Raw genomic sequence first — 23,013 nt, forward strand, 5'->3', positions numbered from 1 at the left:
TTTCGGCGCAAAGTTGCGCAACCCCGGGGCGAAGCGTGCGAAAATTACGGATTCTGCGCAAGCGAAGGCGTTTCATCGCCGGAAAACAAGGCCTTCCGGCGTGATCCTTCGGGCGGATTTTCGCCCGAAGGAGGTTGCGACGGCGCGCCGGGCAGGGTGAGTCGCGGCTTTGGCAGCCTTCGGCCTTGCGCCAACGGCCGCTCTGCGGCAAGGCCGGGATGCAGGCGGCCAGCACAGGGAGGGGCTCAGATGCTTCTGCTCATCCACACCGGTGGCACGATCGGCATGGCGCCGGGGCCCGAGGGTCTGCGGCCCGAGCCCGGGCTCGTGGAGGCGGCGATCGCCGCGCGCCTGCCCAAAGGCTGCGCGCTCGTGTCGCATCTCTTTTCGCCATTGCGCGACAGCGCCGATATCGGCCCAGCCGACTGGAACAGGATGCTCGATCAGATCGAGGCGCATCCCGGCTCTGCCGTGTTGATCACCCATGGCACCGATACGATGGCCTTCACCGGCGCGGCGCTGGCCCAGGCGCTGGCGGGGCGTCCGCGCAGGGTGGTGCTTTGCGGCTCGATGCAGCCGCTCGGCCAGGGGGGCGACGCGGAGCGCAACCTCGACCTCGCGCTTGCCGCGGCGCGGGCGCCCGGTGCGGGGGTCGATCTCGCGTTCAACGGGCGGCTTCTGCCCGCCGCGGGGCTGGTGAAACATCACAGCCATGCGGCAGACGCCTTTCGCAGCCAGCCGCAAGAGCCAGCGCCGTCACCGGCGCGGCGGCGGTTTGACACAACGCGTCGCCTCGCCGTGCTCACCCTTTCGCCCGGCCTGCCCGCCGCCGCCCTCGCCGCGATGCTTGCCCCCCTCGATGCAGCGGTGCTGCGCGTCTTCGGGGCGGGCACGGTGATGGGCGATGCGGCAGTGCTTGCCGTTCTGAAAAAGGCCATCCTCTCGGGCAAGCGGCTGCGCGCGACAAGCCAGTGCGAGGCGGGCGGGCTCGCGCCCGGCGCCTATGCAGCGGGCGCCGCACTCTGGGCCGCGGGAGTTGAGAACGGCGGCAGCGAGACCCCCGAGGCGGCACTCATCCGGCTCTGGCTTTCCCATTGAAAAGGGCCCCTTGCGGGGCCCCGGATCAACGATCATCCAGAAGTTTATTGCGCGGGCGGCGCAACCAGCGCGGCGGCCAGCGCCTCGACCGACTGGCCCGAGCCTTCGGCCACGGCGGTCAGGCTCTCCGTCGGATCGGTGACAGTGAAGCCGGCAGCGGCGAGTTTCGCCGTGAGACCGACACCGTCGGTGCCAAGGATCGGCGCAACATCGCTCACCGACCCCTGCATCACTTTCATCGCGAGCGCGAATTGCGGCGGGCCGGAGCGGCCCTCGCCCGAGGGGATCGCAAACGGCACGGCCACGGCAAGCGAGACAGCAAGGCCGATCCACATCGGGGCGCGTTTGAGATAGGTCAGGACGGAGCGCCAGTTCTTCCAGACATGGAGCACGAAGGGCGCGATCAGCACCATCGAGAGGATCTCGTGCATTTCGTGGAAACTTGACTGGCCGACATGGAAAAAGAGCGCGACGCCCGAGACGAGCGAGACGAGGAAGAGGCCGGAGATGAAGGGGGTCGCGTAACGGCTGAGAACGGCGTTCATGGCATGTCTTTCTGCGATGGTTAACGGGGCACGAGCCCCGTTTGGGAAGGTTCTCTCGCCAAACGGGGCAGGCTAACATTTCCGTCGCCCTGTGCCGGAAATTCCTTGCAGACTGGTTACTTGCGCAAATAACGCCGGGCCGCCCCGCCGTTGGTTTATGCCTCTGCGGCGCTTTGTAGCAGCCGCATGCAGACAGTTGTGGCCTGCGCCATGTCCTGCACGGAGATCCATTCGAGCGGCCCGTGAATGTCTTGCATGCCGGTGAAGATATTCGGGCAGGGCACACCCATTTCCGTGAGCCGCGAGCCATCGGTGCCGCCGCGGATCGGCACCGAGAGAGGCTCGACCCCGGCCTCGCGGCAGGCTTTTCGAGCCAGTTCGACCGGGGTCATGTCCTTCTCGAGCCAGTAACGCATGTTGCGGTACTGCGGGCGGATCGTGCAGGTGATCGTTGCACGCGGTTCGGTGGCGGCGACCGCGGCGCAGACTTGCTGCAAGAGCGCCCCGCGCGCGGCAAGGCCCTCAAGCTCGAAATCGCGCAGGATGATGGAAAACTCGACCTCCGCCGCCGTGCCCGCAATATTGGTGATGTGCCAGAACCCCTCGCGGCCCTCGACCATTTCGGGGGTCTGCGTGGCTTGCGGCAGCATCTCGATGATCTTCGCCGCCAGATGCAACGCATTCACCATCTTGCCCTTCGCGGTGCCGGGATGAGTGGAAACGCCCACCACCTTCACCTTTGCGCCATCCGCCGAGAAGCTCTCATATTCGATCTCGCCCACCGCGCCGCCATCGAGCGTATAGGCGAAATCGGCACCAAGATCGGCGGGCAGGCGCGCATCGACCCCGCGGCCGATCTCTTCGTCGGGGGTGAAGGCGAGGCGCAGCCTTCCGTGCGGAATCGAAGGATTGGTGATGAGATGCTCGGCGAGTGTCATCAGGATCGCCACGCCCGCCTTGTCATCGGCGCCCAGAAGCGTCGCCCCCGAGGCGGTGATCAGATCATGGCCGACCTTCTCGCCAAGGTAGGGATTCTGTCTCGGCGAATTCACCAGCCCCGGCGCATCCGGATAGGTGATCTCGCCGCCATTGTATCCACGGATCACCCGCGGCTTCACGCCGGTCGCATTATAGGCGGGGGCCGTATCCATATGCGCGAGCATACCGATCACCGGCCCCTCGGCGGTGGCCGGAACCGTTGCCAGAACCGCCCCGTATTCGGTGACCGTGACATCCTCGGCGCCGATCTGTTGCAACTCCTGCGCCAGCATATTGGCGAGATCGTACTGGATCGCTGTGCTGGGCGAAGTGAGGCTTTCCTCGTCGCTTTGCGTATCAACGGCACAATAGCGGGTCAGACGCTCTTCGAGGCGGGGGCAAAAATCGGTCATGTGAGGCTCCTTTGGCGTCAATGGGCGCCTCAGCCCGCACCATGTCAAGCCTTGCCCGAGGGCTTCGGGGCGGCTACATCACCCCTCCAGCCCGGAGGAACGCATGGACACTGTCACCCGTATCGCCTGCACCATCGCCAGTGACATCGGCGCCACGGCAGCGCAGGTCAACGCCGCGGTGGGGCTTCTGGACGAGGGGGCAACGGTGCCCTTCATCGCCCGCTACCGCAAGGAGGCGACCGGCGGGCTGGATGATACGCAGTTGCGCAAGCTCGCGGAGCGGCTCGAGTATCTGCGTGAGCGCGAGGCGCGGCGCGCGGCGATCATCACCTCGATCACCGATCAGGGGAAGATGACGGACGATCTCGCCAAGGCGCTGGTCGCTGCCGAGACCAAGGCCGAGCTTGAAGACCTTTACCTGCCCTACAAGCCCAAGCGCCGCACCAAGGCGATGATCGCGCGCGAAAACGGCCTCGCCGGGCTGGTTGATGCGATTCTCGCCGACCGCAGGGCCGCGCCCGAGGCGCTGGCGGAGGGATATGTCAGCGAAGCGGTGCCAACGGTGAAAGAGGCGCTCACCGGGGCGCGCGAGATCGTGGCCGAGAGCCTGGTCGAGAACGCGCCGCTGCTCGGCAGCTTGCGCGATTTCCTTGCCCGGGAGGCGTATCTGACCGCCAAGCTGGTCGAGGGCCAGCAGGAGAAGGGCGCGAAATTCTCTGACTATTTCGACCACCGCGAGCGTTGGGCCGATGTGCCGAGCCACCGTGCGCTGGCCATGCTGCGCGGCGCAAACGAGGGCGTGCTGACGCTCGACATCGCGCCCGATGACGAGGGCAAGGCGCGCGCCGAGGCGATGGTGGCCGCCGTGCTTGAGGCCCGCACGGCCACGCCGGGCGATACCTGGCTGCGCGCCTGTGCGGGCTGGACTTGGCGGGTGAAGCTGAGCCTTTCCATGATGCTCGACCTTCTGGGCGAGATGCGCGCGCGCGCGCAGGAGGAAGCGATCCGCGTTTTTGCCCGCAATCTCAAGGATCTGCTTCTGGCCGCCCCGGCGGGGGCAAAGGCGACCTTGGGCCTTGATCCGGGCATCCGCACCGGCGTGAAAGCCGCTGTGGTCGATGCCACGGGCAAGCTCTTGGCCACGGATACGCTCTATCCCTTCCCGCCCAAAAGCGATTTGCGCGGCGCGCAGGCGGCGCTTGTGCGGCTGATCACGGCGCATCGGGTGGAGCTTATTGCCATCGGCAATGGCACCGCGAGCCGCGAGACCGAGCGGATGGTGGCGGAAACGCTGAAAATGCTCCCCACCAGCGTCAAGGCGCCGGTCAAGGTGGTGGTCTCCGAGGCCGGCGCCTCGGTCTATTCCGCCTCCGAACTCGCCGCGCGCGAGTTCCCCGAGCTGGACGTGTCCTTGCGCGGCGCGGTTTCGATCGCGCGGCGGCTGCAAGATCCGCTCGCGGAACTGGTGAAGATCGAGCCCAAATCCATCGGCGTTGGCCAATATCAGCACGATGTTGACCAATCCAAGCTTGGCCGCGCGCTTGAGGGCGTGGTGGAAGATGCGGTGAACGCGGTGGGGGTTGATCTCAACACCGCCTCCGCGCCGCTTCTTGCCCATGTCTCGGGGCTCGGGCCGGGCTTGGCCGAGGCTGTAGTGGCACATCGCGACACGAATGGCGCCTTCAAGAGCCGCAAGGAGCTTCTCAAAGTCTCCCGCCTCGGGCCGCGGGCGTTTGAGCAATGCGCGGGCTTTTTGCGCATCACGGATGGGGCCGAGCCACTTGATGCCTCCTCCGTCCACCCCGAGGCCTATGATGTGGCCCGCGCCATCGTGAAGGCCTGCGGGCGCGACATTCGCAGCCTGATGGGCGACAGCGCGGCGCTGAACCGGCTGAAAGCGCAGGATTTTGTTACCGAAAAATTCGGCCTGCCCACGGTGCGCGACATCTTGAGCGAACTCGAAAAACCCGGCCGCGACCCGCGCCCGAGCTTTGTCACCGCGGCCTTTGCCGAGGGGGTCGAAGACATCAAGGATCTGCGCCCCGGCATGCAGCTTGAGGGCACCGTCACCAACGTCGCCGCCTTTGGGGCCTTTGTCGACATCGGCGTGCACCAGGACGGGCTCGTCCATATCAGCCAGTTGGCCGACCGCTTCGTGAAAGACCCGCATGAGGTGGTGAAGGCGGGCGATGTGGTGAAGGTGCGCGTGACCGAGGTCGATGTGCCGCGCAAGCGCATCGGGCTCACCATGCGCAAGGATGGGGGTACCTCGGCGCGCGAGGACCGCGCCGCGCGCGGGCCCGAGAACGCGAAGGGGCCGAAAGGCAAGGCCCCGATGCAGGCAGGCCCCAAGGGGGGCAACAGCACCGGCGCGCTTGGCGCCGCCCTTCTCGATGCGATGAAGCGGCGCTGAGCAGCCCCGCAAATTCCCTGCACCTGCCGCGCTTTGGCCGCAAAGCGCGGCGAGGCTGGGGCAACGGCTGAAAACGGCCCAACCGCACGGAGAATCCAAATGCACAAGCTGTTCCGCCTTCTGGCGCGTCTGCGCCCGACCGAAGACGCCAAATTTGCCGCACGCCTTTCTGCGCTGTGCAGCACGCCGCAGAGCGGCTCCGAGCACGGGCATATTTCGCCCTTCCGGGCGGCTAGGGCCTGAGCCTCAGAAATCGACCTCGACACCCGGCAGATTGAGCATCCGCACCAGATCGCGCAGTTCCTGACGCGCCGCGACATTGGAGATGTTGAGGTTCTCCACGCCGAGATCGCGCAGATCCAGAAGCGTCATGCCGCGCGGGAAAAGCTCGCGGAAGATCACGCGCTCTGAAAACCCGGGCGCAACGCGAAAGCCGATCCGCTTGGAAAGCTGGTCGAGCGCCTCGCCCACCTTGCGCTTGTTATGGGCCTGTTGCGCGCCCATCCGGTTGCGCAATACGATCCAGTCGATCGGTTTCAGCCCGGCGCGCGCGCGCAACTGCCGCGCCGACCACACCATTTCGGAATAGATCGAGGGGCCGGTCACTTTCGAGGTTTCCGGGTCGATGCGGGCGAGCAGGTCGAAATCGATGAAGCTGTCGTTGAGCGGCGTGATCAGCGTATCGGCGAGCGAATGCGCGACCTGGCTGAGCCGCGTATGCGAGCCGGGGCAGTCGATCACCACGAAATCGCAGATCGGATCGAGCTCGGCCACAGCTGCGGAGAGCCGGTGGTCATAGGGGTTCTCGCCGGGGGCAAGCACCGCCGGATCGGCCTCGGGCAGTTCGCGGTACTCCGGGCTCGGCAGATCGAGCCCCTCGCGCGCGACGAAGGCGAGCCGGTTCTCGATATAGCGCCCGAAGCTGCGCTGGCGCAGATCAAGGTCGAGCGCGCCGACCCGGTGCCCCATGCGCACGAGCGCCGTGGCCAGATGCATGCTGGTGGTGGATTTTCCCGACCCACCCTTCTCATTGCCGACAACGATGATATGCGCCACTTCTGCACCCCGTTTTCCGGCCGCAACGGGCCGCAACGCTTATAAGACGCTCCGGCTATCGGGGAAAGGGGCGCGGCGCAAGGGGGCTGCGGCCTGCCGCCGCCCACCCCGCCGCCACGGCGCCGGCCTTCCGCCCCGCCCGCACCGCCGGGCAAAACTCCGCCCGTCACGGGCTCGCGCGCCCCGTGCCTGCAAGCTGCTCTGAAAGCGTTCTTTTTCGCGCCCACGCCCGCCCGGACGCGCGGAAAACCGCGGATCTGCCGCATTTATGAGAAATTTCTTCGAGGATATTAACGGCAGGTTAACCTTGACCTGTTGTGGTGTCGCCATCGGACAGGATGCCTTCGGCGGGTCTACCGGCGAAGACGGCGGAGGTCTCGGATGACGATCGAACTGGTGAGTGCACAGCTGGCCCGCGGGGCTTCCCTTCCCGCAAACCCCCTCCCCGCGCCGGCAGAACCGCCCGCAGCGGGGTTCGCCTTTGATGGTGACGGCCTTCTGATTGCCGCCGATCCGGCACTTTGCGCCCGGCTCGGGCATGCCTCCGAGACCCTGCGGCAGCAACCGATGAGCGCGCTTCTGGCCGAGGCGGACCGCGCCGCAGTGCAGGACTGGCTCGCCTCCGAAGCGACCGAGGCAACGCTCGCGCTCCCCGCCACCGCCGGCACCCTTTCCCTGTCGGCCAACGCGCTCCTTTTGGTGCTGCTGCGGCTCGGCCCGGGCTTGCCGGGACGCGGCCTTCTGGTGGAACACCCGCCTGTCAAAGCCTCCGCGGCACCGATCCGGGGCTCACAGGATCCCCTTGCGGCCCTGATCGAGAGCGCCGATCTCGGTCTGTGGCAATGGAATGTGCAGACCGGAGAGACGCTCCTGAGCGAGCGCTGGGCCGAAGTGCTCGGGTATCAGCTGAGCGACCTCGACCCGATTGACGTCGAACGCTGGGCGGGGCTCTGGCACCCCGAGGATCTTGTCCGCGCCCGCGCCGAGCTCGCGCGTCATTTTGCGGGCGAGAGCGAATGGTACGAGATCGAGGCGCGGCTGCGCCACAAATCCGGCCGCTGGGTCTGGGTGCGCGATCTTGGCCGGGTCCGGAGCTGGACGGCGGACGGCCGCCCCGAGTGGATGTCTGGCATCCACCGCAACATCGACGCCTGGAAACGGCGTGAATCGCGCCTCCTGCAATCGCAAGATCTGCTCGAACGCGCGGGCATGCTGGCCGGGCTCGGCGGTTGGGAGGTCGATCTGCGCAGTGGCGAGCTGTTCTGGTCCGACGAGACCTGCCGGATCCATGGCGTGCCGCCGGGCTACAGCCCGACGATGGAGGAAGCGATCGCCTTTTATGCGCCTGAGGCGCAACCGCTGATCCGCGCCGCGGTGACGCGTGGCATCGAAAATGGCATGCCCTGGGATATCGAACTGCCCATCCTGCGCCCCGATGGCGAAAGGGTCTGGGTGCGCGCGGTGGGCGAGGCCGCTTTCGAGGACGGCAGACCGGTGCGGCTGAACGGCGCGTTCCAGAACATCTCCGACCGCAAGGAAACCGAACACCAGCTCGCCGAGGCGGCGACGGTGGCCCAGCGCTCGCGCGACCGGCTCAACACGCTTGCCGACAATGCGCCCGGCGCGCTTTTCGAGCACCGTGAATCCCCCTCGGGGGCGATCGATCTGCCCTATTTCAGTGCGCGCCTGCCTGAGCTGATGGGCGTTTCGCGGGAAGAAATTCTCGCCGATGGCGCCGCCGCCGCCAAGAATATCCATCCCGAGGATGCCGAGGCGCTGGGGCGGGCGATCGCGCAATCGCGCACGCAGATGCGCCCGCTCGAGGTGCGCTACCGCCTCAACCATCCGCGCCGGGGGCTGCGCTGGATGCAGCTGACTTCGGTCCCCTATCACGCGCCCGACGGCTCGGTAACCTGGCATGGAAGCGTGTTCGATGTCACCGAAGAAAGCGAGACCGTCGAAGCCCTGCGCATCGCTCATGAGCGGCTCAACACAATCGCCGAAAACGTGCCCGGAGCGCTTTTCGAATACCGCCGCGAAGCTGACGGGCGTGCCTGGTTTCCCTATTTCACGCAGAAGATGCCCGACCTTCTGGGGATCGCCCCGGAAGATCTCGGTGCAGATCCGGACCGCACCTTCGCCCATGTTCCCCCGGAAGACCGCCAGAAGATTGTCGAGCGTTTTACCGCTTCGCGTGAAAGCCTGACGCTTGTGGAGTTCCGCACCCGTGTCTGCCCCGATGCGGGCGAGCAACGCTGGCTGCATGTCTGGGCCGCCCCCTTCGCGCGCCCGGACGGCACGATCACCTGGTTTGGCAAGGCGGTCGACATCTCCGACCGGGTCGCGGTGGAGGCGCAGGCCCAGGCCGCGGCCGAAGAAGTGCGCCTTGCTCATGCGCGGCTCAATTCGATCACCGATATCGCGCCGGTGGGGCTCTTTGAATTCCGGCTCTATCCCGACGGGCGCACCGAATACCCCTATGCCAGCGCACGTTACAAGGAACTGCTCGGCGTCGGCCATCTCGAGTTCAACGGGCTCGGCACGGCGATGGTCGACCGCGTCGTCCCCGAGGACCGCGCCCGGATGCATGCCTTGACACTCGAGAGTGCGCGCAACCTCACCCCCTGGCGGATGCGGTTCCGCTTCCTGCATCCGAAACGCGGCCTGATCTGGCTGAGTGCCGCCTCGCAACCGGTGCGGCAGAACGACGGCACGATCGTCTGGACCGGCGGGCTGCATGACGTTACCGCCGATGTCGCGCGCGAGACCGAACTGGAGCGTGCCTATGGGCTCGCGGAACGGATGCGCGCGCGCAACGAGCATCTGGCGCTGCACGACGGGCTCACCGGACTGCCGAACCGGCGCTATTTCGATCGTCGCCTCGAGGACCGGATGCAGGCCGCCCGCGCCGGCACGCTGGCACGCGACTGCGCGCTGATCCAGATCGACATCGATCACTTCAAGCATATCAACGACACGCTCGGCCACGAGGCGGGCGACCGGGCACTGTGCCGGGTGGCCGAGGTACTGCGTGGCTGCCTTGACGCCGAGGATTTCGCGGCGCGGCTCGGCGGCGACGAATTCTCGGTGCTGCTGGCACCGGGACGCACGCGCGCGCAGGCCGAAACGATTGCGGCGCAGATGCGCGCGGCGCTGCGTGAACCGTTCCATTACCGCGGCACGCAGAGCCGCATCAGCGCAAGCTTCGGCATCGTCTGCGTGCCCGATGTGACCGGGCTGACGGAAGAATTGCAGATCAGCGTCGATGCCGCGCTCTACCGCGCCAAAGCCGCGGGCCGCGACCGGATCGAGGTGGTCTCCGGCAATCTGACACGGCGCTTGCATGACAGCCGCACCCTGGTGATGGATCTGCAGGAGGCGATCGAGGCCGATGTGTTCGAGCCGTGGTTCCTGCCCCAGATCTGCGCCCGGACCGGGGCGCTCGGCGGCATCGAGGCACAGCTGCGCTGGCGTCACCCGAAGCGCGGGCTGCTTGCCCCCCGGGTGTTCCTGCCGCTCGCGGAACAGCTTCAGATCCTGCCCGAACTCGAGCGCATTCTCGTAGAAAAGAGCGAGGCCGTGCTGGCCGGGCTGACTGCGCGCGGGCTGTTTGTGCCAAAGATCGGCTTTGATCTCTGCACCGATCATCTGCCCCATGCCGAATTTCTCAAGCACTGGCGCGGGCGCGATTTCGGCGCCACCCAGGTTGCGGTGCAACTGCGAGGGGCGCTCCGGCTCGACGCCGCCGCGGGGCAGACGGGCAGCCATCTGCGCGCGCTCAAAGAATCCGGTATCGCGATCGAGATCGCCGGTTTCGGCACCGGGCCGACAGCGCTCGTCGAGCTGACGGAACTGCGCCCGGCCGCGCTGAAGATCGCGCCTGCGCTGGTCGCCCGGCTGCACGGCAACCCGGGCAGCCGGGCGCTGCTGCGCGCGGTGATCGATCTTGCCGCTGCGCTCGGCTGCACCACCATCGCGGAAGGGGTTGAGACCGAGGCCCTCGCCGAGACGTTGCGCGAACTCGGCTGCAATCTGCTGCAGGGAGCAGGTTGTGCGGCGCCGATCGACGCGGCCCAGCTTGCCGATTTCCTCGCGCAGAGGACCCCGCCCGCGGCTCTTCGGGCGGAGCCTTGCGACGATCGCCCGGCCTGTTGAGGCGCGCTCCGCCCGCGCCGTACACGATCACGAAGATGTGCCGTCCACAGGCGACGCTTGAGTCGCAAAATACGACGCAATCCTTGCTATCACGCGGACAATGCGCCAGTTTCGGCGCAATTTGAGTGACCCCCGATCCGCGGAGGACAGGATTTCATGCAAGAAGACGCGATTGCCCGCAGCTATCGGCGCTGGGCGCCCATCTATGACAGGACTTTCGGCAAGATCACCCATGCCGGGCGCCATCGCGCCGCGCATGAGGTGAACACCACAGGGGGAAAGGTGCTTGAAGTGGGGGTGGGCACCGGGCTTGCCCTCGCGCTCTATCAGCCGCATGTGGAGGTGACGGGCATTGATCTCTCGCCCGAGATGCTGGCGCAGGCGAAGGCGCGCGCGGCCCGCGAGGGGCTTGAGAACGTGCAGGGGTTGCACATCATGGATGCGCGTCGGCTCGCCTTTGCCGATGCGAGCTTCGATCACGTGGTCGCGCTCCATATCATGTCCGTGGTGCCCGAGCCGGAACGGGTGATGGCCGAGATGGCGCGCGTCTGTCGGCCCGGTGGCACGGTTTTGATCACCAATCATTTCGCGCAACAAACGGGGCTCTGGGGCTATGCCGCAAAAGCCGCCGCGCCGCTCGCCGATGCGCTCGGATGGCATTCCGATTTCGAGCGCGATCAGGTGATGGCGGAGCCGCGGCTTGAACTGATTGAGGAACACCGCCTGCCGCCGCTTGGTCTGATGACCTATCTGCGGTTCCGCCGCCGTTAAGCCCGGTGCGAGGCGCGCCTGCCGCGCCTCCGACCTTCGCGCGGCCTCAGCCGCGCTTCTGCTCTGCGTAGATGAAGCCCGAAACCGGATAAGGCCGCCCGAGCTCTCCGGGCTCGCTCATCACCCGCACGAGGCTCCAGTCGTTCTTTTTCGAGACATCGATGACCTTCATCCCGAAGGAGAGCTGGTTGCGGCGCCAGTTCGCATGGTCGATGCGAATCTCGCGCTCGGAGATCACTTCGGAAACCACCGCCACATGGCCGAGCGGCAGCTTGCGGGTGGCCGAGAACGCCATCACCGCGCCAACCTTGGGCGCATGGCTGCGCGCATAGCGGCCGTCAGCCTGCGACCACCAGCTGCGGGCATTGCCGCGCAATTCGATTCCCGAAGCATTGCGCGCAAAGGGCACGCACCAGACGCGCTGGCCGTTGGCGCGCAATTCGCGCGCCACCGAAACGGCGAAGGCCTTGCGGCCCGGGTCGATCTGCGCGGCCCCGTCCTGCGGGCTGGCGAAACGCATCTGCCCTTCGGCATCCCTCCCGGCGCAGGCCGAGAGGCTGGCGGCAAGGCTCATCGCAAGCAAAAGCTTCAGGGCGCCCGCCCCGAGTGTGGAAAGCGTCGTCATCGTGTCCGGTTCGTTTGTTGAACTGCTGCTCGTTGTTGGGATCTCGTTTACCGAGTCGGGACGGGACCGGGAACCCCTCGAAAGCGCGCAAGCCTTTCAACCGGCGGAAACCTGCCACTCGATCCGCGTCGAACGATGGCAGAGGGAACCGGCTCAGACCGTGTGCAGATAAAGCGCGTAATCGACATCGGCGATCCAGCGCGCCACCCGCGCCAGTTCCGCCGCCTTGATCGCGGTAAAGGTGCGGTGCATGTCCGCGCCCAGCGCCTCGCGCAGGAAGCGCGACGCTGTGGCCGCCTCGATCGCCTCGCGCCAGTCGCGCGGGATTTTCAGCGCGTCATCGCCCGCATAGCCGTTGCCGGTGGTCTCCGGACCCGGGTCGATGCGGTTGGCCAGCCCGTGGCGGATCCCCGCGAGCACGGTCGCCGCCACCAGATAGGGGTTGGCATCGACGCCCGAGGGGCGATGCTCGATGCGCCGCGCCTTCACCGGGCCTGCCGGGATCCGCAGCGCCACCGAACGGTTGTTCACGCCCCAGCTGGGCGAGACCGGCGCATAGCTCTGCCCCACGAAGCGGCGCCAGGAATTGCCATGCGGCGCAAACACGAGCATCGATTCGCCCATCGTCTCGCGCAGACCGCCGAGCGCATGGCGGATCGTTTCCGTCCAGTCGCCTTCCTGCGCCTCGGCAAAGATGTTGCGGCCGCTCGAATCGCACAGGCTCACATGAAAGTGCATTCCCGAGCCCGCGTATTTCTCGATCGGCTTCGCCATGAAACAGGCCACCACGCCATGCCGGCGCGCCTGCAGCCGCACGATCCGCTTGAGCCGCACGAGGTCATCGGCGGCCTGCATCACGTCGGTACGATAATCGAGCGTCAGCTCATATTGCCCCGGGGCATATTCCGAGATCACCGTCTCGGCACGAATCCCCATCGCCTCTGCGGCGCGGTAGATGTCGGAGAAGAGCGGCTCCATCCCGTGCAGGTGATCGACCGAATAAACCTCGGTCCAGTCGCTGCGTCGCCCGTCGAGCACCGCGGCGGCGGGGCGCACGCCCTGTGCGGTCTCGGGATCGAGAAGGAAGAATTCAAGCTCGAAAGCCCCCGCGGGGTGCAGTCCCTCGGCGGCCATCGCCTGCACCTGACGGGCAAGCGCATGACGCGGGTCGGAGGTCATTTCGGCGCCATCGAGATGATACATGCTCATCAAGACCTCGCCCCGCGCCGGGTTCGTGCCGTGCAGCGCCTTCAGCGTGCCCGGAATCGGCCAGGCGCGCAGGTCGCCATCGCCCTGATCCCAGATCAGCCCGGTTTCATGCACATCCTCGCCCACGATGTCGAGCCCGAGGATCGAGATCGGCAGATGCCGCCCGCCCGTATAAAGGCCAATGAGCTCGTGACGGCGGATGATCTTGCCGCGGCCGATGCCGTTGGCGTCATGCAGCACGATGTCGAAGGCTTCGATCCCGGGATGGGTGGCCAGAAAGTCTTCGGCTTCCCGCACGGAGGAGCCGGTGGGCGAAAGGGTCATGTCAGGTCTCGATCAGTTGGGCCGTCACCGCATCGAAGGCGGCGATCAAATGGTCGATCTGCCGCCGTGTCGTGGCGGGCGAGATCAGCATCATGTTGTGGAAAGGGGCAATCAGGCAGCCGCGGTTGAGAAGACCCAGATGCAGCGCCGCCTCCAGCGCGGGGGCATGGGCGGCGGCGGCCTCGGCACCGTTCCGAAGCGGGCCCGACGCGCAGATGAATTCGACCCGCGCGCCCACCCGCACCACATGCCAGGCCAGCCCGCGGCGGGCGATAACGCGCCCGAGCCCGGCTTCAAGCCGGGCAGCGCCCGCCTCCATGCGCGCATAGGCCTCGGGCGTCATCACCTCGGCCAGCGTGGCAACAAGGGCCGCGAATTGCAGCGGATTGGCTGAAAGCGTCGTGCCCATGCCGCTGTGGCCCGAAGGGCGGGCGGCATCATAGGCGGCAAAGCGCGCGGCGATCTCGGGCGAGAGCCCCCAGACCGCGGTGGCCACGCCCCCGGCCACGCATTTGCCCACCACGAAGATATCGGGTTTGAGACCTGCACCGGCCGTGTAGCCGCCGAGCCCCGAGGAGATCGTATGAGTTTCGTCGAGGATCAGCACCACACCATAGCGCGAAGCCAGCGCCCGCAACCCGGCATGAAAGCCCGGCTCGGGCAGCACCATGCATGAATTGGTCATCACCGGCTCGGTCAGGATCGCGGCGACCTCGCCCCCCGCGAGCGCCGCCTCCACGGCCGTCAGATCGTTGAAGGGCACTGCCTCGGCCACGAGCCGCAGATCTTCCACCTGCCCCACGAGCCCCGGACGCGCCGCAGTCTGCCCCGCCACGAGGCAGACCATCGTATCGTCGAGCGTGCCGTGATAGCAGCCGTCGAAAACCAGCACCTTGGGCCGCCCCGTCACCGCCCGCGCGACGCGGAGCGCAAACCGGTTTGCATCGGTCGCGGTGGTGGCGATCTGCCAGAGCCTTTCGCCGAAGCGTTCGTTCAACAGCCGCCCCGCCTCCTGCGCCGCCGCGCCCGGCAGCATGTAGGTCAGCCCGCGGCCCGCCTGAGCGCGGATCGCGCGCGCGACCGGTGCGGGGGAATGGCCGAACATCGAGCCGGTATCGCCCAGGCAGAAATCGGCGATGCGGTGGCCATCGAGATCCTCGATCACCGCGCCGCGCGCCTGTGTCACCACCATCGGGAAGGGCTGCGGCCAGTCGCGCATCCAGTGCATCGGCACACCGCCGAGCCAGGGCGCCGCGCCCGCCTCAAATGCGGCACGGCTCAGCGGACGCGCCTGCGCGTAGATCCCGGCCTCGTGCGCCGCAAAAGCGGCGATCCGCGCCCGTTTCACTCCACCGATCCGCTCGCCCATCCGCCGCTCCTTCGATCGCGCCAGATCATCATGCCGCCGCGACGAAGGCAACGGGGTGCCGTTTGCCAATTCGGCAAGCGTTATCGCAAAAGGAAAAGCCCGGGCCGCATCTGCGCGCCCTGGGCCGGGAGCTTTGTCGCAAGGGTCAGTGGGCGCGTGCCATGACCTCGAAGTGATGCGCGTTGATCATCAGATGCACGCCGATCGAGGCGAAATAGCCCAGCGCGATCGCCCAGGTCCATTTCAGGTGCCCCGAGAAGGTGTAGAGCCCGCGCGCCTGCCCCATCAGCGCCACGCCCGCCGCCGAACCGATCGACAGCAGCGAGCCGCCGACGCCGCAGGTGAGCGTGATCGTCAGCCAGTCGCCGTGGCTCATGTCGGGATCCATCGTGAGCACAGCGAACATCAGCGGGATGTTGTCGACCACCGCCGACAGCGCGCCGAGAATGGTATTGGCCGGGGTCGGGCCGAGGCCCTCGTAAAGCGCTGTCGAGAGCATGTCGAGATAGCCCAGAACGCCCAGACCGCCGACCGCGAAGATGATACCGAAGAAGAACAGCAGCGTGTCCCATTCCACCCGCTCGAACTGCTTGAAACTGTCGAGCACGAGTTCGGAATCGTTGTTGCGCTTGCCGCGGCGGGTCAGGAAATAGGAATAGATCTGCATGTAGCCCAGACCCATCATCATCCCCATCGCCGGCGGCAGGTGCAGGAAGTTCTTGAAGCTGATCGCGGTGACGATGGTCGCGGCAAAGAGCCAGACCACGACCGCGCCGCCCGGCTTCATGCGGGCATTGTCGGTGGCGGGGGGCGGCACATCGCCCGGCACGGCGAAAGACATGATCAGCGCCGGCACGATCCAGTTCGTCAGTGACGGCAGCAGCAGAACGAAGAACTCGAAGAAATCGATCACACCCTTTTGCCAGACCATCAGCGTGGTGATGTCGCCAAACGGGGTGAAGGCGCCGCCGGCATTGGCCGCGACGACGATGTTGACGCAGCCCGCGGTGACGAATTTGAGCGAGGTCCGCCCCACAGCCACCACCACGGCCCCCATCACGAGTGCGGTGGTCAGGTTGTCGAGAACGCCCGACAGGAAGAAGGCGAGCACCCCGGTCAGCCAGAACAGCTTGCGATAGCTCAGCCCCATGCCAACGAGTTTGGCGCGCAACGCATCAAAGACGCGGCGCTCCTCCATCGTGTTGACATAAGTGATCGCCACCAGCAGGAACAAAAACAGCTCGCCATATTCCTCAACGATATGGGTGGCATGCTCATGCGCCGCATCCGACATGCCGTTCATCGCATAGGCGATGCCGATCAGCGTCCAGATCAGCCCCGCCGCCAGCATCACCGGCTTGGATTTCCGCATATGGGTCGATTCTTCAAAAATCACCAGCACATAGGCGCCAAGAAAAATCAGGACTGACACGAAGCCGAAGACGCTCCCGGTCAGGTTGAGTTCATGCATCTGTCGCTCTCCAAACTGCTCCGTCCGCCGCAAGCCGTCCCCGAAGGTCGCCCCGGCGATCACGCAGCCGCGGGCCTTTCCGCGGCCGGGCCGATGCCCCGTTTAGCCGCTCGCTCCCTTTCGGAGCAACCACAATCGACCCGGGAGGGGCGCACCGGAGGATGTCCTGCCCGTTTTCGCGCCAGCCCGGCTGCAAGTCCCGTTCCAAGCGGCAGCGGGGCCCGCCGCGCAGGCGGTTCGGGGCCGGATCCCGCCGCGCGGGGGCAATGCGGTGCCGGCTCGGGGTATCGCTCAAGAGGAGCGGCTCGCCTGCATCCGCTCGATATAGGCCCGAAGTTCCTCGGCCTCGTGGCGGGCATCGCGCAGCCCGTCCATCGCCGCACGCAGCTCCGCCTCGCTCTGGTTGAGCTGGTTCACCAGTTCAGCTTCCCGGCCATTAGCATAGGCAATCGCCTGATCGCGCAGTTCTTCCGCTTCATGCAGCGCCTGCGCCATCTGCTCAAGCTCGCCCATATCGGCCGCGCTCACCCGGGTCAGCCGGTGAATGAGCCAGGATGCGAACCAGCCCAGACAGAAAGCGAGAAACAGGATGATCGCCGTGGCGATGACGAATTCGGTTCTGTTCATGCCGGTCTCCTCAATCTTGGGCCGGGGTCAGCCCGTCGGGGCGCGGTTTCGGATGCCCGGGGGATTCGGTTCCGGGCAGGACGGGGATCTCGGATGCCGCCGCGGGCACGGGCGCATCGGGCGGAGTGGGATCAGGCGTCACGCCCGCATCGGGCGGCCCTGCCGACGTCGCCTCGGGGGCAGGCCCCTGCGGCGCGGCAGCGGGCACGGGGGGCGCATCGGCGGCGTCGGGCGCTACCGGGGGCATCGCGCCCTCGCCCTCATCGGACCCCGCGTCGGTCGGTTCGGGCATCGGCTCGCCATGCGCATCTTCCATCGGCGCATCGACAAAACCGCTCTCGTCAAACACCGCCTCGGGGGCCGCCTCGACCGGCTCGGGGACGAGCGCCTTTTCGGAAACCGGCAGATCGACCGGCGCATCCGCGCCCACCGGCGCCGCGTCAAGCAGCACGAATTCGATGCGCCGGTTCGCTTCGCGGCCTTCCTCGGTATCGTTGTCGGCGATCGGCTGCGTCTCGCCATAGCCCTTCGCCACCAGGTTGCGGGTCAATACCCGGCGCGCGTGCAGCGCCTCAAGCACGGCCTCGGCACGGTCCTGGCTGAGCCGCAGGTTGCCTTCTTCGCTGCCCTGGCTGTCGGTGTGCCCTGCCACTTCCATGCGGAAATCCTGGCATTGCTTCATCGCCTTCGCGAGCGCGTCAAGTTGGGGCGCGGCCATCTCCGGGATTGTTGCCGAGGCGGGCTCGAACGTGACCTTGTTGCCCTGCAGCACGGCGTTGAGGCGGCGCACGCATTCCGGCCCGTCAGGCAGCGCCAGCGTTTCGTCGAGCCGCTTGTCGTATTTCACCGAGAGCGCGATCCGCGCCTCCTCGCCGAGCCGTTGCGCAAAAAGCCGCGCCGCCTTGTCGGAGGCTTGCCTGTCGCCGGTGATTCCGGTGAGCCGGATCAGATCCGGCGTCACGCTGACCGAGCCCTCATGCATCAATCGGAGCGCCTCGAGCGCGGACAATGTGCGCACGGGCCAGCCCTGCGGCAGCTCCGGATCGAGCCGGGTCGCGCCATAGACTGCTTCGGCACCGAATTGCGCGCGCGCAAAGCTCTCCACCGCGGCCCGGGCGCGCTCGCTCGCCACCCGTCCGCGCAGCACGACATGACCGTCCTCGCGCAAAAGCGCCGAGAAGACCGGCACGGTATCGCCGGTTTCCGCCTTTTTGGTCAGCTCTGCCTTGAGCGAGAACACTTCCGGCAGGTTCGATTCAAGCTCCCCCACCACGGTGTCAAAGCGCGCCGGATCGGTGCCTTCCGCGGCAACAAAGGCGATATCGGCATCCGAAAAGGTGACCGTGCCCGCGCCGAGTTCCTTGAGCGCGCCGAGCGCCTGTACCACCGCATCGCCCCATTGCGGCGAGGGCGTGCCCATGCCGATGGTGCAATCGAGATCACCTTTCGCGCCGGCAAGCCGCGCAGCGGCCAGAATTCGGGTGCGCGCGCGAACTGTGTCGGCCGAACAGGCATCGAACCGCGCACCGTCCTCGTCGATCAGGAACCGCAGCGTGAAAGGGGTGATCACCGGGCGCGGCGCGGCGATCTTGGCATCGAGGCGCACATCGGCGGGGCGTTCGCGCTTGAGATTGGCCTCGACCCGGGCCTTTTCCTCGGGGCTGTCGGTGATTGCCTCCACGGCAACATGGCCCGGGTCGATCGAAACCTTGGCGCGCGGCAGCGCCTCAAGCGTGCCGAGGCCAAAATCGAGCGCCTGCGCCCAGCCCGCGGGCACCGGGTAATCGGCGATCTCGAGCATGTCGGTCACATTGCCCTCGCCCGCCAGCGGATCCAGCCGCTTGAGTAGCGCCTCGCGGTCGGTGCCCTTGGGCACGAGGCCGATCAGCGAGATCCCCTCGTCATTGCGCAGGAGCTGCAGCGAGAAGGCGGGCGGCGCGATCGGCTTGACCACCTCGGCATCGGTGCTGTCGACCATGCGGGAGCTGTCGACCACGCTTGAGACGATGGTGAGCGCGCGGAACCGCTCAGCCTCGCTTGGCGCCGTGCCCACAAGGTTGACAAGAAGCCCGTCGGTATGGACCTGCACCCAGGATTGGCCCCCGGCCTCAAGCGCAAGCCGCACGGCCTTGCGCGAGCGTTGTTCGATGATCGTCGCCGAGCCGCCCGCGACGAAGGCAGAAGCCACCAGCGCGAGCACGAAAATGGCGATGGTCAGGGCGGTGATGCGGGCGCGCATGGTCCTTGGCCTCCTCCCTTTCGGGTCGCTTTCTCTTACGGGGCGGGGCGGCGGGGATCAATCACGCGATTGCCGAAGCGGCAAGAAACAGCGCAGCCAAGAGCCCGGTATCGCGGCTTTTGCGAAAGAGACTCAGGCAGATATCGGCATTGTCGATGTCGAGCCGACGCAGCTGGCCAAGCATGTGCCAGCCCATCGCCCAAGGCGCACAGATGCCCAGGACAAGCGCGAGCGGATTGCCGAGCGGCAAAAGGGCTGCAAGCACGGAGCCCGTCATCAGCGTGACGGTAAGCACCAGAAACAGGCTCAACCAACGTGGGGTATGGGTGCCAAAGAGCCGCGCGGTGGATTTCACGCCGATCAGCGCGTCGTCTTCCTTGTCCTGATGGGCGTAGATCGTGTCATAAAAGAGCGTCCAGACGAGGCCCGAGAGGTAGAGCAGCACCGCCGCCCAGGAGAGGCTGCCGGTATGCGCGACCCAGCCCAGAAGCGCGCCCCAGTTGAAGGCGATGCCGAGAAAGACCTGCGGCCACCAGGTGAAGCGTTTCGCGAACGGGTAAACCGCAACCGGAAGAAGGGCGAGCACCCCCATGCCGATCGCCGCCCAGTTGAATGTGAAGAGAATCAGCGCGGCAAGCGCGGTCTGCGCCGCCATGAAGCCCACCGCCTGCTTCACCGTCACCTGCCCCGAGGGGATCGGGCGCGAGCGCGTGCGCGCCACGCGGCCGTCAAAATCGCGGTCGGTGATGTCGTTCCAGGTGCAGCCCGCGCCGCGCATCAAAAATGCACCGATCGCGCAGCCGATGGCGAGCCACAGATCGAAGGGGCGGAAACCGTCGGTCGCGGCCGCGAGCGAGATGCTCCACCAGCAGGGCAGCAACAAAAGCCAGGTGCCGATCGGCCGGTCGGCACGCGCAAGCCGCAGATAGGGGCGCGCAAACGCTGGCGCGAGATGGTCGACCCAGTTGCCGCGATAGGCATCGGCCACCTGCCCTGCCACGCCACCCGTCATCCGGGCCTCTGGCGTTTCGGTCTTGCCGGTCATACTCTCCCCCCATGGAACGCGCGAAGATACGACTCTGTGTAGAGCACCCGTTGGGGGAGGGGCAAGCCGTGCCCCTCACCGTCGATCAGGCGCATTATCTGTTTGCGGTGATGCGGCTTGGCGCCGGAGCCCGGGTCGCGCTCTTCAACGGGCGCGACGGCGAATGGACTGCCGAGGTGGTGGAAGCGGGGAAAAAATCGGGCCGCCTGCGCTGTCTCGGGCAAGCCGCACCGCAGCTCGACCCGCCGGATCTGTGGCTTCTCTTCGCCCCGATCAAGAAGGAGCGCACCGATTTCATCGTCGAGAAGGCGGCGGAATTGGGCTGCGCAAAAATCCTGCCGGTGCAGACCGAATTCACCAATGCGCAAAGGATCCGGCAGGACCGGCTGCAGGCCCATGCGCTTGAGGCGGCCGAGCAATGCCTGGGCACCTATGTGCCCGAAGTCTGCGATTTGCAGCCCCTCGCCGCGGTGCTCAAGGGCTGGGATCCGGCGCGGCGCCTCCTCTGGGGAGACGAATCGCTCGTCGGCCCCGCCGAAACGCTGGCGGGGCTCTCGCCCGGCCCCTGGGCCATCCTGATCGGGCCCGAAGGCGGGTTTTCCGAGCCCGAGCGGGCGCGCCTGCGCGGGCTCGATTTCGTCACTCCGGTCTCGCTTGGCCCGCGCATCCTGCGCGCCGATACCGCCGCCTGCGCGGCGATCACGCTGTGGCAATCCGCGCTGGGGGACTGGCGGTGATTCGGCCCGAGCTGCGGGCCCATCTCATGCAGCATCGTGAAACCCTCGCGGCGGGAGCCTGCCTTGCCCTAGCGCTTTGGATCGCCACGCGGGGAGGCTGGTTTCTGGCCGCGCTCGGTCTGGCGCTCGGTGCGGTCTGCGCAGCCTGGGCGCTGATGGCCTGGCGCCGCACCCGCTTCGTGCGGCCGGTCTCGGCGCCCGGCGTGGTCGATCTCGACGAGGGGCGGATCGGCTATTACGGCACCGGCGGCATGATGCTCGGCGGTTACATGGCGCTGGCCGATCTGGTCGAGATCCGGCTTTTGCGGCTGGACGGCGCCCCCTGCTGGCGGCTCAAAAGCGCCGATGGTCAGGCGCTGCTGATCCCGGTTGCCGCCACCGGATCGGAAAAGCTTTTCGATGCTTTCGCTGCCCTGCCCGGCATCGAGCTTGGCCGCCTCACCGCGGCGCTCGCGTCCGACATTGCCGCACAGAGCCTGTGGCGCCGCGCGGGCTGATCCGCCTTGACTTGCCCCCGGGCTCGCGCCACCTGTGGCATCGACCAAGGAAAGGGAGCCCTCATGTCCATTCCGCAACAGGGCGGCGGCCCGATCGAAGACTACGCGCAACTTGCCGAATATCTCGCCTCGGGCGAGAAGCCCAAACCAGACTGGCGCATCGGCACCGAGCATGAGAAATTCGGCTATTGCCGCGATGGCCTGAAACCGCTCCCCTATGACGGGCCGCGCTCGGTGCGCGCGATGCTGGAAGGGCTCGCCGCGATCTTCGGCTGGGAGCCCGTGCTCGAAGAGGGCAATATCATCGGGCTGACCCGCAACGGCGCGAATGTGAGCCTTGAGCCGGGAGGGCAGCTTGAGCTTTCCGGTGCGCCGCTCGAGACGCTGCACCAGACCTGCGAGGAGGTGAACGAGCATCTCACCGAGGTGCACCGGATCGCCGACCGGATCGGCGCGCAGTTCATCGGCCTTGGGGCCGCGCCCGAGTGGCGCGCCGAAGAAATGCCGATGATGCCCAAGGGCCGCTACCGGCTGATGAACAGCTACATGGATAGCGTCGGCACCATGGGCAAGACGATGATGTACCGCACCTGCACCGTGCAGGTGAACCTCGACTTCTCCTCCGAAGCCGACATGGTGCAGAAGATGCGCGTGGCGCTGGCGCTGCAGCCCGTCGCCACCGCGCTTTTCGCCAATTCCCCGTTCCTCGACGGCAAGCCGAACGGGATGAAATCGTGGCGCAGCCATATCTGGCAGAACCTCGATGCCGCGCGCACCGGCATGCTGCCCTTCTTCTTCGAGGAGGGCATGGGTTATGAGCGCTATGTTGATTATGTGCTCGATGTGCCGATGTATTTCGTCTACCGCGATGGCAAGTATATCAATGCCTTGGGTCAGTCGTTCCGCGATTTCCTGAAAGGGGAGTTGCCCGCGCTGCCGGGCGAGAAGCCGACGCTCTCGGATTGGGCGGACCATATGACGACGGTCTTCCCCGAGGCACGGGTGAAGAAATACATCGAGATGCGCGGCGCCGATGGCGGGCCCTGGCGCAGGCTGTGCGCGCTCCCCGCGCTCTGGGTCGGGCTGATGTATGATCAAGGCGCGCTCGATGCCGCCTGGGATCTGGTGAAGGGCTGGGATGCAGAGACCCGCGACGGGCTTCGCGTGGCCGCGGCGAAGGATGCGCTCCAGGCCGAGGTAAACGGCATCAAGATGCACGATCTCGCCCGCGAGGTGGTGGCGATCTCGAAAGCGGGCCTCGCCGCGCGCGCCATTCCCGGCGCGGGCGGGCTCATTCCCGACGAGACCTATTTCCTCAACGCGCTCGAAGAGAGCATCGACACCGGCAAGGTGCCCGCCGACCGTCTGCTCGACAAATACCACGGCCCCTGGAAGGGCGATCTGGGCCGGATTTATGGCGAGTTCTGTTACTGACACGCGA

Annotated in this window: 17 protein-coding genes; 7 read left to right on the plus strand and 10 right to left on the minus strand. The window is 66.7% G+C overall.

All coding sequences use genetic code 11. The annotated features are described in order from the left end of the window. Positions 1-249 precede the first annotated feature (249 nt). A complete protein-coding gene (locus CRO22_RS02760; protein ID WP_097068554.1) occupies positions 250-1,098 on the plus strand; it encodes an asparaginase domain-containing protein in 849 nt (282 codons plus the stop codon). A 44-nt stretch (positions 1,099-1,142) separates the two neighbouring features. On the opposite strand, the gene CRO22_RS02765 is transcribed toward CRO22_RS02760, so the two are convergent. After that, complete coding sequence (locus tag CRO22_RS02765) at positions 1,143-1,643, minus strand: DUF4405 domain-containing protein (protein WP_097068555.1); 501 nt, start codon at positions 1,641-1,643, stop codon at positions 1,143-1,145. A gap of 155 nt (positions 1,644-1,798) precedes the next feature. Then, positions 1,799-3,034, minus strand: a complete 1,236-nt coding sequence (pepT, locus tag CRO22_RS02770) for a peptidase T (RefSeq protein ID WP_097068556.1) — start codon at positions 3,032-3,034, stop codon at positions 1,799-1,801. Between the two features lie 103 nt (positions 3,035-3,137). Here pepT and CRO22_RS02775 point away from each other — a divergent pair, with 103 nt between their 5' ends. After that, positions 3,138-5,447 (plus strand): Tex family protein, encoded by a 2,310-nt coding sequence (locus CRO22_RS02775; protein ID WP_097068557.1) that lies wholly within the window; start codon positions 3,138-3,140, stop codon positions 5,445-5,447. 246 nt (positions 5,448-5,693) lie between these two features. Here CRO22_RS02775 and CRO22_RS02780 read toward each other — a convergent pair whose 3' ends face one another. Then, complete coding sequence (locus tag CRO22_RS02780) at positions 5,694-6,503, minus strand: division plane positioning ATPase MipZ (protein ID WP_097068558.1); 810 nt, start codon at positions 6,501-6,503, stop codon at positions 5,694-5,696. A 381-nt stretch (positions 6,504-6,884) separates the two neighbouring features. Between CRO22_RS02780 and CRO22_RS02785 the strand changes: the two genes are divergently transcribed. Then, positions 6,885-10,658: a PAS domain-containing protein gene (locus CRO22_RS02785; RefSeq protein ID WP_097068559.1), complete on the plus strand. Its 3,774-nt coding sequence runs from the start codon at positions 6,885-6,887 to the stop codon at positions 10,656-10,658. 156 nt (positions 10,659-10,814) lie between these two features. Next, a complete protein-coding gene (locus CRO22_RS02790; protein ID WP_097068560.1) occupies positions 10,815-11,429 on the plus strand; it encodes a class I SAM-dependent methyltransferase in 615 nt (204 codons plus the stop codon). Positions 11,430-11,475: 46 nt separating this feature from the next. Here the strand turns inward: CRO22_RS02790 and CRO22_RS02795 are convergent, their stop codons facing one another. From CRO22_RS02795 to ubiA, 7 genes are all read right to left on the minus strand, one after another. Then, complete coding sequence (locus tag CRO22_RS02795; protein WP_245860862.1) at positions 11,476-12,054, minus strand: CHAP domain-containing protein; 579 nt, start codon at positions 12,052-12,054, stop codon at positions 11,476-11,478. A 153-nt stretch (positions 12,055-12,207) separates the two neighbouring features. Beyond that, positions 12,208-13,587: a glutamine synthetase family protein gene (locus CRO22_RS02800; RefSeq protein WP_097068561.1), complete on the minus strand. Its 1,380-nt coding sequence runs from the start codon at positions 13,585-13,587 to the stop codon at positions 12,208-12,210. 1 nt (position 13,588) lies between these two features. Continuing rightward, positions 13,589-14,956 (minus strand): aspartate aminotransferase family protein, encoded by a 1,368-nt coding sequence (locus CRO22_RS02805; protein ID WP_097068562.1) that lies wholly within the window; start codon positions 14,954-14,956, stop codon positions 13,589-13,591. 145 nt (positions 14,957-15,101) lie between these two features. Further along, positions 15,102-16,427, minus strand: coding sequence for a sodium:proton antiporter NhaD (gene nhaD / locus CRO22_RS02810; RefSeq protein ID WP_097068563.1), 1,326 nt, complete (start codon positions 16,425-16,427; stop codon positions 15,102-15,104). A gap of 291 nt (positions 16,428-16,718) precedes the next feature. Further along, complete coding sequence (locus CRO22_RS02815; RefSeq protein ID WP_097068564.1) at positions 16,719-17,054, minus strand: cation:proton antiporter; 336 nt, start codon at positions 17,052-17,054, stop codon at positions 16,719-16,721. Positions 17,055-17,064: 10 nt separating this feature from the next. Continuing rightward, entirely contained in the window at positions 17,065-19,293 is a 2,229-nt protein-coding gene (locus tag CRO22_RS02820) for an OmpA family protein (protein ID WP_097068565.1), read from the minus strand. A 61-nt stretch (positions 19,294-19,354) separates the two neighbouring features. Continuing rightward, on the minus strand, positions 19,355-20,338 hold the full coding sequence (gene ubiA, locus CRO22_RS02825; RefSeq protein WP_097068566.1) for a 4-hydroxybenzoate octaprenyltransferase: 984 nt from the start codon (positions 20,336-20,338) through the stop codon (positions 19,355-19,357). A gap of 11 nt (positions 20,339-20,349) precedes the next feature. Here ubiA and CRO22_RS02830 point away from each other — a divergent pair, with 11 nt between their 5' ends. From CRO22_RS02830 to CRO22_RS02840, 3 genes are all read left to right on the plus strand, one after another. Next, positions 20,350-21,075 carry a 16S rRNA (uracil(1498)-N(3))-methyltransferase gene (locus tag CRO22_RS02830; protein ID WP_097068567.1) on the plus strand — a complete coding sequence of 242 codons (726 nt, stop codon included), beginning with the start codon at positions 20,350-20,352 and terminating at the stop codon, positions 21,073-21,075. Between the two features lie 26 nt (positions 21,076-21,101). After that, the gene (locus tag CRO22_RS02835; protein ID WP_245860863.1) at positions 21,102-21,572 is read left to right on the plus strand and encodes a hypothetical protein; all 471 of its coding nucleotides are present in this window, start codon (positions 21,102-21,104) and stop codon (positions 21,570-21,572) included. A gap of 63 nt (positions 21,573-21,635) precedes the next feature. Further along, positions 21,636-23,006 (plus strand): glutamate--cysteine ligase, encoded by a 1,371-nt coding sequence (locus CRO22_RS02840; RefSeq protein WP_097068569.1) that lies wholly within the window; start codon positions 21,636-21,638, stop codon positions 23,004-23,006. Positions 23,007-23,013 lie beyond the last annotated feature (7 nt).

The organism is Rhodobacter maris, assembly GCF_900217815.1.
GTDB lineage: Bacteria > Pseudomonadota > Alphaproteobacteria > Rhodobacterales > Rhodobacteraceae > Rhodobacter > Rhodobacter maris.

Excerpts from the sequence above, each read along its gene's own strand:
- CRO22_RS02760 (WP_097068554.1), top strand. The coding sequence starts at position 250 with ATGCTTCTGCTCATCCACACCGGTGGCACGATCGGCATGGCGCCGGGG.
- CRO22_RS02765 (WP_097068555.1), bottom strand. The coding sequence starts at position 1,643 with ATGAACGCCGTTCTCAGCCGTTACGCGACCCCCTTCATCTCCGGCCTC.
- pepT (WP_097068556.1), bottom strand. The coding sequence starts at position 3,034 with ATGACCGATTTTTGCCCCCGCCTCGAAGAGCGTCTGACCCGCTATTGT.
- CRO22_RS02775 (WP_097068557.1), top strand. The coding sequence starts at position 3,138 with ATGGACACTGTCACCCGTATCGCCTGCACCATCGCCAGTGACATCGGC.
- CRO22_RS02785 (WP_097068559.1), top strand. The coding sequence starts at position 6,885 with ATGACGATCGAACTGGTGAGTGCACAGCTGGCCCGCGGGGCTTCCCTT.
- CRO22_RS02790 (WP_097068560.1), top strand. The coding sequence starts at position 10,815 with ATGCAAGAAGACGCGATTGCCCGCAGCTATCGGCGCTGGGCGCCCATC.
- CRO22_RS02795 (WP_245860862.1), bottom strand. The coding sequence starts at position 12,054 with ATGACGACGCTTTCCACACTCGGGGCGGGCGCCCTGAAGCTTTTGCTT.
- CRO22_RS02800 (WP_097068561.1), bottom strand. The coding sequence starts at position 13,587 with ATGACCCTTTCGCCCACCGGCTCCTCCGTGCGGGAAGCCGAAGACTTT.
- CRO22_RS02805 (WP_097068562.1), bottom strand. The coding sequence starts at position 14,956 with ATGGGCGAGCGGATCGGTGGAGTGAAACGGGCGCGGATCGCCGCTTTT.
- nhaD (WP_097068563.1), bottom strand. The coding sequence starts at position 16,427 with ATGCATGAACTCAACCTGACCGGGAGCGTCTTCGGCTTCGTGTCAGTC.
- CRO22_RS02815 (WP_097068564.1), bottom strand. The coding sequence starts at position 17,054 with ATGAACAGAACCGAATTCGTCATCGCCACGGCGATCATCCTGTTTCTC.
- CRO22_RS02820 (WP_097068565.1), bottom strand. The coding sequence starts at position 19,293 with ATGCGCGCCCGCATCACCGCCCTGACCATCGCCATTTTCGTGCTCGCG.
- ubiA (WP_097068566.1), bottom strand. The coding sequence starts at position 20,338 with ATGACCGGCAAGACCGAAACGCCAGAGGCCCGGATGACGGGTGGCGTG.
- CRO22_RS02830 (WP_097068567.1), top strand. The coding sequence starts at position 20,350 with ATGGAACGCGCGAAGATACGACTCTGTGTAGAGCACCCGTTGGGGGAG.
- CRO22_RS02835 (WP_245860863.1), top strand. The coding sequence starts at position 21,102 with ATGCAGCATCGTGAAACCCTCGCGGCGGGAGCCTGCCTTGCCCTAGCG.
- CRO22_RS02840 (WP_097068569.1), top strand. The coding sequence starts at position 21,636 with ATGTCCATTCCGCAACAGGGCGGCGGCCCGATCGAAGACTACGCGCAA.